The sequence below is a fragment of the Eubacterium callanderi genome, assembly GCF_900142645.1.
Taxonomy (GTDB): domain Bacteria; phylum Bacillota; class Clostridia; order Eubacteriales; family Eubacteriaceae; genus Eubacterium; species Eubacterium callanderi.
The window spans coordinates 184,517-197,095 of the sequence record NZ_FRBP01000005.1 but is presented as its reverse complement, the minus strand read 5'-3'; the positions used below and the strand labels follow the sequence as shown (position 1 = coordinate 197,095).

The window sequence follows — 12,579 nt, the reverse complement described above, 5'->3', positions numbered from 1 at the left end:
TGGCTTTAATATTCGGTCATGAGCTGGATGCATTCCAGGACGCTTTTAAAGGTTCCCAGGGGATTGCCCTCGGCGTCCTTCAGGACGCCCTGCCATTCGGCATGATGTCTGGTCTGCATGATGAGGTCAAAGGTTTTAAGGCTGCCGGCCGCGCTTTTTATCTCCCCGGGCTCGTGGTAGTGTCTGGGGACGGCTACGTAGGGCGTGGGCTTTACCGCCTGTTTTCCGAAAGATCTGCTGATCTGCCCTGACTGGGGCTGCCCGATGGTGTCATAGGCTTTATCGACGCTGGCGACAAAGCTTCTGAAGCTGCTGAAGGGAATTTCGTTTTCCAGCGCGACGCCCATAATTCTTCCGGCCATATCGTCTTCGTCAAAACGGTCGATACAGAGGCGCAGGCTGGTTGAGGGGATGCTCTGTGGTTTCATTTCTCTCTCCGTTTTTTGTTATTAATCATAATGCAGCTCGTCGAGGTCAAACCTCAGTTGAATCTGCTTGTTTTTGTAATTGCCCCAGAAGGCTTTTTCGATGCGCCCTGCGACGATCTGGGCTGTCTCGTACTGGCAGGTGGGCAGCAGCGCCACGTACTGGGAGCTGCTGTACTGGGCCACCGGGTCGCCTGAGCGCAGGGATGTGCGCAGCACATCCTCCAGGTGGACCATAGCGTCTCTGAGAAGCTCTATTTTTTTGTTTTCCGCGATGCCCTCGTCGGCTGAAAGGGTCGTTAATAATAAAAAAACCGAGATTCCCATCCTGGCGCCCTGTCTGGCCTGGAGGCAGTAGATCCGCTTAAACGCGCCGTATTCGCATACAAAGGCGCCGGTAATACTGTCTTCCATCAGCTCATTTTGGACGTCCACGATGTCTCTTTCGTGGCGGTGCGTTTTCTTAATAATGGTTTCGTACAGCCCCCGGAGTTCCTCGGAGGGGGTAACACCAAGATAGTCGTAGAGGGTTTTTTCGGCTTTCTGGTAATGCTCGGTGGCCTGCTTGTAATTGTCCTGTCCCATAAGGGCTCTTATAAAGCAGCAGTGCAGGTTCTCATCCAGGTTATCAATCTGAAGGGCTTTGCTCACACAGCTTGCCATTTCGCTGAAGCGCCCCTGCGCTTCTAACAGGGCTGCGGTCTTCTTGACAGCGCTCAGATAAGTGGTATGGTAGTAGGTGGACAAAGAGGCGACCCAGTATTCGCTGGCAAATTTTGGCAGCAGCTCGCCGCGGTACAGGTTGATGGCGGCTTTGTAGCTGTCGATCTTTCTGCCGGGGTCTTTCTCTTCCTCAGCCTCCTTTATTTTTTCTTCAAAGACTTCGATGTCCAGGCTCACGCTGATTTCCTGATTCCAGATATAGGCGCTGCGGCCTGTCAGGATAAAATCATTTCTGCCCCAGGTTTTCTTGATGAGGCTGCGCAGACGGTACATGAGGTTTTTGAGCGCACCTGCGGGATTATCGCTCTCTTCTTCTTCCCAAAGGGCTTCTGCCAGCTCCTGTACCGTCAGTTCTTTCTGGCGGTGGCACAGGATATAGATGAACAGCTTGGTCATCATCTCTGAACGGATGCTCTCTTCATCCAGACTTGCGCTATCGTCTGAGATGCTGAAGCCTGAAAACATCTGGGCTCTCAGTGTGGTGTTTTGCTCTTCCACTACTTTCGTCCCTCCTATTATATTTGTATTTATGATATTATTATAAATGTTTATATTTTTTTTGTAAATCCAAACTTTTAAATTTTATCTAAACGGTTGATTTTTTATGAAAATAATTGATTTTCCTTAAGAAATCCTGCTTCTAAACACAACAAAAGTGCGCTCTCAGCGAACGCACTCCTTGATCCTTCAATGGTAAAACTATAAAAATTCTTTATTGTCTGGCTTTCTTTTTCCGATAGACGATGATGGCGGTGATCAGGACCGCGAGCAGAGCGACCCCGCCCACACCGATCATGATGAGGTTTGCCATGCCGCCCACCTGCTTGGCCGCGTTGGCCAATGGGGTTTCGTTGGGGTCGATGGTTTCTTCATCAGGCTGGGCTAACGGGGTATCGCCACCCTCGATGTTTTCTCCGGGGTTGTTATCGCCGGGGGTATTCGTGCCGCCTCCGGCGGTGGTGCCGCCGGGCAGAGTGGCCGCTGTGCCGGTATCGCCGGGCTGTCCGCTGACAGGCACGACACCGGGCCGGGTTTCAAAGGCGGGGTTATCGGCCGGGGTATAGACAAAGTCGATCTCGGTGCCTTCGGCCGCGATGGTTGTGCTTTTACCTTCGGCGTCCGGAATATAGCCGTCGATCTGACGGGCGTACTCGACCACGGTGCCGCCCTTGCTGGCGGCTACGACCTTCTGGGTAGCCAGCTCGTTGCCGAAGGTGTCGAGGTAGCGCACGCGGTAGCTGGCTTCCTCGATAATCTTGGCGTACTGGGCCACATAGGTGGCTTTGCCGGTGACGGTGGTCTCGACGGCTTTGTTCCAGTCGGTAAAGTAGTAGCCTGTGTTTGGCTGTACCATGGCGGCAACGCTCTCTGCGTCCAGCTTACCGCCATAGGTGACGGGCTGTGTATAGCTGGTGCCTCCGGCAATGGCGCCTTCGGCTCCGGCTTTAAACTCGATGTTGTAGGTGCCTTCTTCGGCATGGGCGGTGGCCGGGAGGGTCATACCCATGAGCAGCAGAGCCATCAGGCTGGCCGCGAGGACGGCTGCTGTTTTGGTTAATTTTTTCTTAACTGCTGTCATGTTTATTCCTCCTTCTTTTTACGGGTAGCGATGAGTATGACAATGGCCACAACAGCGATGAGGACACAGACACACGCTACGATCAGGTATGGGCTGACGCCGTTTAGGCCGGTATTCGGGCCGGTGGCGCCGGGATTTACAATACTCTGAACCAGACGTTCGATCACATTTCCACCGCTGTTACTGCCGCCCGGCGCTGCGGGGTCGGTTGTGGACGCGGTGAAGACAAGCTGGATCTCGCCGGTCTGCTTCATGTAGCTGTTGCCTGTGGAGTTTCCCTCCAGCTCCAGGCTGATTTCGATCACATCGCTCTGTCCCTGGGCGAGGGTATCTAACAGAATGTTGTTGCTCTCATCTAAATATTTTTCACCGGCTGAGGTATTTTTGGCCGTCCCGCCGCCGATGATGGTATTGAAAAAGGGCTCGCCGTTTTTGCTGATGACAAAATCATACACAGCCTGGGAATCGGCAGTTTTACTGGCGATGTTGTCCAGGATTTCGGCGCTCATATAAAACTTCATTTCGCTGCTGTCCTCGTTTTTGAGGGTCAGGCTGATGGTGCGCTTTTCACCGGGAAGCATATCGTCAAAGCTTTCGGCGTCGCCGCTCACATCGGTCACAAACTTTTCGGCCTGCCCCTTAAAGGTAATGGTCTCAGCGGCGGAGGCTGTCAGCCCGGTGGCCAGCAGGAGTGCCAGGGTGATGATAAGGGTGATACATTTCTTTTTCATGACTTTTCCTCCTACTGTTCGGTATAGCCTGTCAGGTTGCCTTCTGCGTCAAGCTCTGCCATGATGCCCCATTCGGCGAGCATGGCTTTTGCTCCGGCCTCTGCCTGGACGGCGTCGGCCTCAAAGGTAATGTTGGCGCTGTAGCCTGCGTAGGCGTTGCTGTTCTCAGTTACTTTATCTTTTAAGATGGTAAAGCTGTCCATCACGTTTTCGGTCTGGGTATTTCCTCCGACCTTCCGGGTATAATAACAGTAGATGATCTCTGGGTCTTCCGGGTCTTCGGTGACCAGCCAGCTGTCATTGTCCCTTGCAATGCCGATCTCTTTTGGGGAAAGCTTGAAATCTTTCTTTCCGTCTTTGTCGGTCCAGCTCCGGTTGATGGTGACACGGATATAGCTGTCTTTGCTGTTCGCGTCGCTCTTGACCGCGACATGCTCCTGCACCGTATCGCCGGGCATGCCTGCGTACTGGTAGCCTGCCTTGCTGTCCCCCGCTGCGTCCAGGCTTTTAACGGCTTTGGCGGCGTCTCCGTTCTGCACGATTTTGATGCCCAGCTCTGCTGCGGACACGTCCTTGGTGGTGGTTGTCGAGGCTACAAAAGCCGCCATCGTGCTGCCGATTGCCGCCACGATGGCGATAATGGCAATGACGATCAGGATATTTCTTTTCTTTTTCATTGGATTCCGCTCCTTATATCAATTGATTTAAAGGGTTTTCACCTCGATATTCTGCGATCTTTACTATGATTATACGCGGAATTTGTCACACAGCAGTCACACATCACCGGGCAGGACGAAACTTTGCTTCCTATTATGTTACCACATTTTGGGTAGCTTTACAATTTTAAAGTCAGGCCTTTTTACCGATGCACTGTGATGAACCCGGCTCAAAGGCGCAAAAAGCCCCGGAGCATCCCGGGGCTTTCACTTTTCCTATCTTCTCTTTTTCAATCCGATGATTCCCGCGCTGCCGCCTGCCAGGATCAGCAGCAGGGTGACAGCGGAGCTGATGTCTGCGATGCCGGTCTTGGGGTTGGCGCCCGCGGCGATCGGGCCTTCCGTTTTATGGACGGCAGGCTTTTGGGCGGCCGGGGCTTTTGGTGTCTCCGGCGGCTCTGGTGTTTCCGGGGTCTTCGGCGGCTCTGGGTTCTCGGGGTCGGCCGGCGGGGTTTCGGTCTTTGTGTTTTCAAAGACAACGCTCTTGCCTGTCTCGATGTCATTTTCATCCAGGGTAAAGGCCAGGGCGGTGGTGCTCAGGCGGTAGCCCTCCGGCGGGGTGACCTCCTCGAAATAGTAGGTTCCCAGCAACAGGTGATCCACTGTGATCATGCCCTGGGCGTCGGTGGTGAAGGTCTGGGCCTCGTCGGGGTTGGCGCTCCAGAGGGGCAGACCATTATTGGCGTCCTTATAGTAAAGCGCCGTGCCGTCCGGCTGGCGCTCATAGAGCCTGAACGCCGCGTTCTCAAGGGTTTTCTGCGGATCGGCCTGGTCCACCTTTTTCAGGCTGACCCTGCCCGTAAGCTCGATGGGGTCAACAGGCGGTTTATCCGTCAGGGGCAGGTTGGTGGCGGTGACCACCACGCCCTCGGTGTCCTCTGTGCTGATGGTAAAGGTTTCGGGGCTGTAGGCCACGCTGTCCTTATCGTAGCCCGGGGCCGCGGCGGTTTCCACAAAGCGGTAGGTGCCGGAGCCCAGCTTTTTAAATTCCACCATGCCATCCGCGCCGGTGGCGCGGACCGGTTCGCCGCCGTCAGTGGGCACGTAGGGCATGAATACGCCGTCTCGCTGGACTTCCAGCTGGAAAGCAGCGTTTTCCAGAAGGGTCCCATCCTCGGCGCTCCGCTTTTCAAGGCGCACGCTGTGGGGCTCCCCGGCCTCGATGCCGCCGTCCAGATCCTCCAAAATCACGGATTTTCCAGACTCGATGGGCGCATTATCGGTGGTGGTGAGGGTGGCGGTGTTGCTGTACTGCTCATAGGCCCGGCCAGTCTCGGCCTGGATGGTGATATAGTAGCCGACAGCTTCTCCCCCGGCGATGCCGCCTGTCCCCCAGGATTTGACCATGGTGTCGAGCTCGGCGTCGGTGAGGCGGCTGTTGGACGACTTGATCTTGGCGCGCAGGGCGGCGTCATCCGCGGCGAGCTTCACGCCGTTTCCGGGCACGTCGCCCAGGCTGATGACCAGGTATTTTTGATCGGCGCTGATACCGTAGGCGGGTGAGCCGTAGTTTGTGACCCGGTCTTTAAAATCGTCAAGGCTTTCGTCGGCTGTCTGATTCAGCGCTGTGAACTGTGAGATGACGTTGATGGAGGAGGCCCACTGGGTGCTGAGCTCTCCGTCTGCGTTTCTGGGCCGGTACAGCAGGCTCTGGATATTGATCGACTTGATGGTCTGGTCCTTTTCCAGGGTATCCTCGATCACGGCGTTTTTGAGCGGGGTGATGGCAGGATTGCTGTGCACGGCGGCAGTGAGCAGATTGTCGAAGTTGACCGCGAGGTTCCAGGTGATGGTCTCAGAGCCCGTATAAGTGGAGCCGGTTTTAGATAGCGGCTTTTGGGGTGAGGGGATGTAATTTTCAGCTGGGAAATCAACGTCCGGGTCCGGGGTGGAAGGCGTGGAGGGCTTCACCGGAACCGGCGGCAGGGTCACCCCGCCGACCTCGATCACAATATCGCCGGACTCAGCGGCCTTGAGGGTGCCGCTGGCGTTGAAATGGCCTCTGATGTAACGCTTCTGGGCGCCGGTATCGGTCAGGGTAAAATGGATTTTATTGTTCTGGACGCCCCAGTGGCCCAGGGTTTCGCCGTTGTAAACCAGCGGCGTGTTCAGGGTAGTGTCACGGAAGGTGAAGTGGTCGGCGGGCAGGTCAATGGTAAAATAGTCGCCTTCCTTTACCTGACCGTAAAAATTTTCTTCCTCCAGGTTCCAGGTAATACCGAAAATAATGGTGCTGCCTGAAACCAGGGTTTCATTAAAACTGGGGTCCTTTTCGTTATCGACAATGATGGGCACAGTGGTGCCGTTTGTTTGCTTCAGGCTCATATCGACATCTAAATCGGTCAGGACATTGGTTAAATCTCTTTGGGTATCGCCCTCAGCGAAGGCTGCCGGCATGGCACCAAAGGCAAAGAATATGGCAAAAGCAAGCGCTATAAATTTTCTGGCTGTACTTCTAATGTGTTTCTCCATGTTGCTTAACTCCTTAATATGTTATACTCATATTCTATACAAGCGTTATGGATAAAACAATTCCGGTTTATAAGATTCACGGCCAGAAATTGACACGTATGTGACATAGCATTTTTCGCTATAATGATGAATTATTTATATCTCTAAGCATGAAGCGCCGACCGCCCCCTTTTCCGGGCCAGCTCTGCCGGATATTGATCAAAAAACAAAAACAGCTCCGGCTCTCCACGCCGGGGCTGTTTTTAATGCCGGTTACTCAAATTTACGGGCTTTCCTCAGGATGACCGCCGCGGTCACCACGGCCACCACCACCGCTGCAATGCCGCAGAGCATGAGCGGCGACGGGCCGTTTTTGCCGTCGATGGGCTGCGCCAGCGGGGTCGGGCTCCCCTCAACCACCTCGGCGGCGTTTTCCCCGTCAGCCGCGGGCTCCTGTCCGGCGCTCTGGTTGGCATAGAGGGGGTTCCTGGCAGGCTGCTGGGCCGCGTAAGCGCGGCCGGTCCCAATGGCGCTCAGTCCAAGGATCAGCAGGATGCTGAAAAGAATGGCGGCTGTTCTGTGTTTTATCATGGCCCCTCGCCTCCCTTTATTCTATCCTTTAATTCCTGCCTCATGACCCGCTGTCCTTGTAAATGGCAAAGCCGTCCCGGGCGCCGCGCTTCACGCTGTACAGGGCCAGGTCGGCCTTTTTGTACAGGGTGTCAAAATCTCCGCCGTCCGCCGGGGCCAGGGCCGCACCCGCGCTGCAGGTAAGCCGCAGATCCTGGGCCTCCGCGATGCGGATGGCGTGAAAGGCCTGGCAGAGCTTTTCCAGCTGGGACGACACAATGGTGCCGCCGGGAATATTTTTCATAAAGACGATAAACTCATCGCCGCCCACACGTCCCACGATGTCGCTGCCGCGGAAGTGCCGTTTCAGCAGGGCTGCGGACTGGCGCAGGGCCTCGTCACCCACGGCGTGGCCGTAGGTGTCGTTGACATCCTTGAACCGGTCCACGTCCAGCATGATGAGGGCCTGCATGCCGCGGCACTCGCCGTTTTTCAGCCAGACGTCCACATTCTCGCGGGTGCTGACTGCGTTCAGCAGCCCGGTCATGGCGTCGGTCTGGGCCTTGACCTCAAGTAGCCTGCGGTCCCGCACGTTGGTGTACTGGAGCACTGCCAGCAGAATGATGAGCCCGGCCACCACAAAGAGGGAGAGCACGATCTCATAGTCCCGGATAAAGGCGTAGGCCTGCTGGGCGTTCTTCTCAGGCACCACGTAGCAGACAAACCAGTTGTTGTAGCCGACAGGCTCATAGGTGAGGTAGCGGATGTCTTCATCCCGGCGGACCCGCCTGACCGCGCCAGTACCGGCTGCCAGGTCGGCCTGCACCTGGGCGAGAGAGTCGCCCTTTTCAAAGGTGACATCGCTGTAAAACGCGAAGAAGGTTTTACCCCTCCGGTCCTCCCCGTGCTTTTTATCCATCATGATGGACTCGCCCGCACTGTTGATGATGTAGACATAGCCGGCGCCGCCGTACAGGTCGCCGAAGAAGATCTCGCTGAGGCGGCTGACGTCAAAACTCCCGGCCAGCACGCCGGTGACGCCGCCGCTGCTGTCATAGACCGGCACAGCCAGCACGATGAGGTCGGTGCCGTCAAGGGGGCTCTCGATGGGGTCGCTGACCACGCGGCTGCCCTTCATGGCTTCTTTAAAAAAGGCCTGCCCGCTCATATCCTGCAGCTCCGGCAAATCACTGGCGTAGCCGGTGCCGTCCTTTGTCCCGTAGGTCATGCGCACAAAGGCACTCTCGCTGACCATGGCCCTCAGCAGGTCGCCGTTCTCCATTTTGACAGGGTTTTCCTGCCCGCCCAGATAGGCGGCCACGCCCTCCAGGTTCTCAAACTCCAGGCCAATGACGTCCTTCAGATGGTCGCACTGCTTTGTGACGTTTTCCGCAAGCTGTGCCCTTGTAGTCCCCTCTACGGCATGCTGGATACCGTAGAAAAAGACCGCGATGCACATACCAAGATAGCACAGGAACACAAAAAGGGCGGTTGCATAGTGGTACAGCGATTTTCGATGGAGCTCTTTCATGGGCCTGTCCTTTCCCAAAGAAGTTACAATACCGGAAGCCTGCCGCGCGCTCCTCTGCCCGCTTGTAACGCTTTGCTTTTGTACTGAGCATGAAAATGGGTACACCATTCCAGTTTGTTCTTATTATAAATACCTCTGGTCATACGGCGGTCATACGCAATAAAAAAGGGCCGCCTTAAAATTTCTGATGGACAGATGCCATTTTAAAAAGTATAATACTATAAAAATATTATCCTTTGGATGGAGAGAGGATTTCGCTATGAATAAAAAGGATTTCGCGTGGCTGATCATGTGTTCCAGGAAAACGATCGCCTACGTGGCGGATATGGACAGCTATGAATTGAAATTTCTGAGCCCTGCCGCCATGGAGCTGTGCGGGCTGACCGCGCCTGAGGAGTACCTGAACCAAAAATGCTTTGAGCTGATACAGGGCCTGGACGCGCCGTGCGCCTTCTGCACTAACCACAAGCTGCGGACGGACGCGCCCTATAAATGGGAGTTCTACAACCAGCACCTGAAATGCTGGGCGAGCATTGAGGACAGCCTCATCGAAATTGACGGCCATCCCTACCGCCTGGAGGTGATCAGGGACATCTCAAAGGACAAGGCAAAGATTGACAGCATCCTCAACCAGCTGACCATGGAGGAGATGCTGGTCAAGTGCATTGAGCTTCTGGCCTACGAGAACGACGCCGATGTGGCCATCGACCGTTTTTTAGAGACCGTGGGAGATTTCTACGCGGCTGACCGGACTTACATTTTTGAATATGACTTTGAGCAGGACTGCGCCAACAACACCTACGAGTGGTGCCAGCCCCACATCTCCTCCGAGAAGGATAACCTGCAGCAGCTTCCCCTGGAGCTGCTGGCGGACTGGGGAGCCAAGTTTGAGCGCCACGGCTTTTTCTACATCAACTCTGTGCGTGAGGACTACGCCCAGGATTCCCCCGAGTACAACATTCTGAACCAGCAGGGGATCCAGTCGGTGGCGGCGGCGCCCTTTATCCAGGATGGCCGGATCACGGGCTTTCTGGGCGTGGACAACCCGTCTGCCAACACCCGGGACTGGACCCTGCTGCGCTCTGTCTCCACCTTTGTCATTGATGAGCTCAAGAAGCGGCGGCTGCTCCTCGACCTGGAGTACGCCAGCTACCGGGATCTCCTGACCGGGCTCAGCAACCGCAACTACTACCAGAAATTCTTAGACGGGCTGAAGCTGTCGCCGCCCGACTCCCTGGGCATTGTCTACATTGACATCAACGGCCTCAAGGCCGCCAACGACGGCTACGGCCACCAGTACGGGGACTACATCATCACCCAGTCCGCGATGATTTTGAAGCGTTTTTTCCCGGACTGCGCCTTCCGCATTGGCGGCGATGAGTTCATCGCCCTGAGCATCGACTGCGCCCAGGCCAGCTTTGAACAGAAAGTCGCGGATGTCAAGGCGGCCTTTGACCAGGATAAAAACGTGGACGTCTCCATCGGCTCCCTCTGGAAGCAGGGGGAATACAATATCGAGAACGAGATTATCCTGGCCGATGAGCTCATGTACTCCGAAAAGCAGAAATACTATGACACAATCCTGCGGGAGGGGCGCGGCAGCCGCACCGGCCAGGCCGCCCACCTGCTCCAGTCCATTCAGAACCACCAGTTCACAGTGGTCTACCAGCCCCAGGTGGAGCTGGCCACCGGCAAAATTGTGGGCGTCGAAGCCCTGATCCGCAAAAAGGGGCCGGGGGGAAAGCTCATCACGCCGGACCATTTTATCCCCCGGTACGAGCGCGAGGGCATCATCCGGCACATCGACCTATACGTTTTTGAGGTGCTCTGCGCCCAGCTTAAAAAGTGGCACGACCGGGGCGACAGGCTGCGCGGCTCTGTCAATTTTTCCCGGGTCACGCTGATGGAGACCAACATCGTGAAAACCCTCCAGAACGTGTGCGGCCAATACGGCGTCGCCCCGGAGGACGTCACTGTTGAGATCACGGAGAGCGTCAGCAAGGTTGAGAACGCGGCGCTGAACGCGCTGATCAACACCTTCCACGCGGCCGGGTTTTCCATCTCCTTGGATGATTTCGGCACAGCCTATTCCAACCTCTCCATCCTGGGCGAGCTGGACTTCACAGAGCTCAAAATCGACAAGTCCATGCTCCAGGACCTGACTGGCAACAAGAAAAAGCAGGCTCTGGTCAAGAATGTCATCCTGATCTGCAAGGATTTCGGCAACATCATCTCTCTGGCCGAGGGCATCGAATCCGAGGAGCAGTACGCGCTGCTGCTCAAATACCACTGCCTGCTGGGACAGGGCTATTATTTCTCCAAGCCCCTTAGCGAAAAGGTCTTTAATACCTACTACCGCACGAAAAAGACGTTCAGGGCGCCCGCGTACCCGCACTGAATAAAATGAGCCCGAACGGGGCGCCTCTGTCAAAGGGGCGCCCCGTTCGGGCTTTTCATTTTCCCATTTATTTTTTTACTTTGTTTTGAGCTCGCTGCCAAAGCAGACATGCCCAGGACCGGATTTTTTGGCCTGGTACATGGCTAAATCGGCTGTGCGAAGCAGCGTCTCGATGCTTTTCCCATCCTCTGGATAGCACGCCACGCCGATGCTGGTATTGCAGAATGCCTGCCCCTCCTTCAAAACCCAGGGCCTGTTAAAGCGCAGGTGGATGAACCTGGACAGGTTTCGGATATTCTCCTTTGTGATGGCCTCACCGCCGACCAGGGCGACAAACTCGTCCCCGCCGTTGCGGTAGATGGCCTCCTGCAGCAGCGGGATTTCTGAGAAAAACCGGCTTAGCTGCAACAGGAAAGCGTCGCCGGCGTCGTGCCCGTAGGCGTCGTTGATGGCCTTAAACCCGTCGATGTCGAAAAACATGAGGTAGAGCTTCTCCGGCGGCTGCGCCTGGCTGATCCGCGCCTGGCCCTCGCTCAGGAGCATCCGGCGGTTGGGCAGGTCGGTGAGGGCGTCGTAGTTAGCCATGTACTGTATGAGGGCCTCCTTCTGCTTGTTGTCGGTAATGTCCGCGCTGCTGACCACGTGGGCCATCCGGCCGTCCTCCCACTGGAAGGCCGCGCTGAACACCCGGAACCACGCGCCGTCAAAGGGGCGCTGGTAATCCCAGGTGTAGACTTTGGTAGGATTGCCGTCCTCGTCAGCGATTTTCTCCTGGGGGCAGAAAGCGCAGGGGCCGTTCTGGCCCGGAAACAGTATCTGCCAGCATTTCTTGCCCAAAAACTGCTCCTTTCCGCCGTAGGGCGCTGCCATGGACTGGTTCACATACAAAATATCATGCGTGTTAAAATCATTGACGTAGATGTCGATGCCTGTGTTGTCCAGGACACTCTCAAGAGAGCGCCGGGCGCGCCAGAGCTTGCTCTGATAGACCCGGACCGACAGGTACCTGGTCAGGAGGAGCAGGGGGAGCCGGACCGCGGTCTCCGGCGGCAGCTTCTCTTGGTCCCGGTCAAAAAATACCACCAGCTCATGGAGCTCCCAGTTCTCGTCTGCCACCGGCGACATGACCAGGGCGTCTGCCCCAAAAAGATCGAGAAGCTCTGTCTCCCGCTGCCCGTTATGCCCACCGCGCCCAATGCAGATTACGGCCTGCTGGGCGAGCCACGCGGCGCACTCTGTCTCAAAACTGGGCGCGGCGGCGCACTGGCCTGCCGCCTGCTGCTCCGCCAGATAAAAGCGTCCGGAGCGCTCGGCCTGGTACACGGCTCCGCCGTCAAAGGCGATGCTCTCCCGGATCATCTTTAGCGCCTGCAGGACGTTTTCGGTCTCCACCTGGTTTCCTGCCAACACCTCCGCCAGCTCCATGCGTGTTGTCTCTTTCACCTTTTGTGTCAT

10 protein-coding genes are annotated in these 12,579 nt (G+C 56.0%); 1 reads left to right on the top strand and 9 read right to left on the bottom strand.

Annotated features, from left to right (window positions below; translation table 11 throughout):
- Nucleotides 1-5 precede the first annotated feature (5 nt).
- The 8 genes from BUC22_RS08015 to BUC22_RS07980 form a co-directional block, all read right to left on the bottom strand.
- Entirely contained in the window at nt 6-428 is a 423-nt protein-coding gene (locus BUC22_RS08015) for a hypothetical protein (RefSeq protein WP_013378959.1), read from the bottom strand.
- A 21-nt stretch (nt 429-449) separates the two neighbouring features.
- The gene (locus BUC22_RS08010) at nt 450-1,646 is read right to left on the bottom strand and encodes an AfsR/SARP family transcriptional regulator (RefSeq protein WP_013378958.1); all 1,197 of its coding nucleotides are present in this window, start codon (nt 1,644-1,646) and stop codon (nt 450-452) included.
- Nucleotides 1,647-1,860: 214 nt separating this feature from the next.
- Nucleotides 1,861-2,727 carry a MucBP domain-containing protein gene (locus BUC22_RS08005; RefSeq protein WP_013378957.1) on the bottom strand — a complete coding sequence of 289 codons (867 nt, stop codon included), beginning with the start codon at nt 2,725-2,727 and terminating at the stop codon, nt 1,861-1,863.
- Between the two features lie 2 nt (nt 2,728-2,729).
- Complete coding sequence (locus tag BUC22_RS08000; protein ID WP_013378956.1) at nt 2,730-3,458, bottom strand: hypothetical protein; 729 nt, start codon at nt 3,456-3,458, stop codon at nt 2,730-2,732.
- Nucleotides 3,459-3,469: 11 nt separating this feature from the next.
- Entirely contained in the window at nt 3,470-4,135 is a 666-nt protein-coding gene (locus tag BUC22_RS07995; protein WP_013378955.1) for a hypothetical protein, read from the bottom strand.
- 255 nt (nt 4,136-4,390) lie between these two features.
- Nucleotides 4,391-6,646 carry a SpaA isopeptide-forming pilin-related protein gene (locus BUC22_RS07990; protein WP_073382675.1) on the bottom strand — a complete coding sequence of 752 codons (2,256 nt, stop codon included), beginning with the start codon at nt 6,644-6,646 and terminating at the stop codon, nt 4,391-4,393.
- A gap of 252 nt (nt 6,647-6,898) precedes the next feature.
- Entirely contained in the window at nt 6,899-7,216 is a 318-nt protein-coding gene (locus BUC22_RS07985) for a hypothetical protein (protein WP_013378953.1), read from the bottom strand.
- A 40-nt stretch (nt 7,217-7,256) separates the two neighbouring features.
- A complete protein-coding gene (locus BUC22_RS07980) occupies nt 7,257-8,726 on the bottom strand; it encodes a sensor domain-containing diguanylate cyclase (RefSeq protein WP_013378952.1) in 1,470 nt (489 codons plus the stop codon).
- A 259-nt stretch (nt 8,727-8,985) separates the two neighbouring features.
- Here BUC22_RS07980 and BUC22_RS07975 point away from each other — a divergent pair, with 259 nt between their 5' ends.
- The gene (locus BUC22_RS07975) at nt 8,986-11,124 is read left to right on the top strand and encodes a putative bifunctional diguanylate cyclase/phosphodiesterase (protein WP_013378949.1); all 2,139 of its coding nucleotides are present in this window, start codon (nt 8,986-8,988) and stop codon (nt 11,122-11,124) included.
- A gap of 75 nt (nt 11,125-11,199) precedes the next feature.
- On the opposite strand, the gene BUC22_RS07970 is transcribed toward BUC22_RS07975, so the two are convergent.
- Nucleotides 11,200-12,579: a sensor domain-containing diguanylate cyclase gene (locus BUC22_RS07970; protein ID WP_013378948.1), complete on the bottom strand. Its 1,380-nt coding sequence runs from the start codon at nt 12,577-12,579 to the stop codon at nt 11,200-11,202.

Excerpts from the sequence above, each read along its gene's own strand:
- BUC22_RS08005 (WP_013378957.1), bottom strand. The coding sequence starts at position 2,727 with ATGACAGCAGTTAAGAAAAAATTAACCAAAACAGCAGCCGTCCTCGCG.
- BUC22_RS07980 (WP_013378952.1), bottom strand. The coding sequence starts at position 8,726 with ATGAAAGAGCTCCATCGAAAATCGCTGTACCACTATGCAACCGCCCTT.
- BUC22_RS07995 (WP_013378955.1), bottom strand. The coding sequence starts at position 4,135 with ATGAAAAAGAAAAGAAATATCCTGATCGTCATTGCCATTATCGCCATC.
- BUC22_RS07970 (WP_013378948.1), bottom strand. The coding sequence starts at position 12,579 with ATGACACAAAAGGTGAAAGAGACAACACGCATGGAGCTGGCGGAGGTG.
- BUC22_RS07985 (WP_013378953.1), bottom strand. The coding sequence starts at position 7,216 with ATGATAAAACACAGAACAGCCGCCATTCTTTTCAGCATCCTGCTGATC.
- BUC22_RS08015 (WP_013378959.1), bottom strand. The coding sequence starts at position 428 with ATGAAACCACAGAGCATCCCCTCAACCAGCCTGCGCCTCTGTATCGAC.
- BUC22_RS07975 (WP_013378949.1), top strand. The coding sequence starts at position 8,986 with ATGAATAAAAAGGATTTCGCGTGGCTGATCATGTGTTCCAGGAAAACG.
- BUC22_RS08000 (WP_013378956.1), bottom strand. The coding sequence starts at position 3,458 with ATGAAAAAGAAATGTATCACCCTTATCATCACCCTGGCACTCCTGCTG.
- BUC22_RS07990 (WP_073382675.1), bottom strand. The coding sequence starts at position 6,646 with ATGGAGAAACACATTAGAAGTACAGCCAGAAAATTTATAGCGCTTGCT.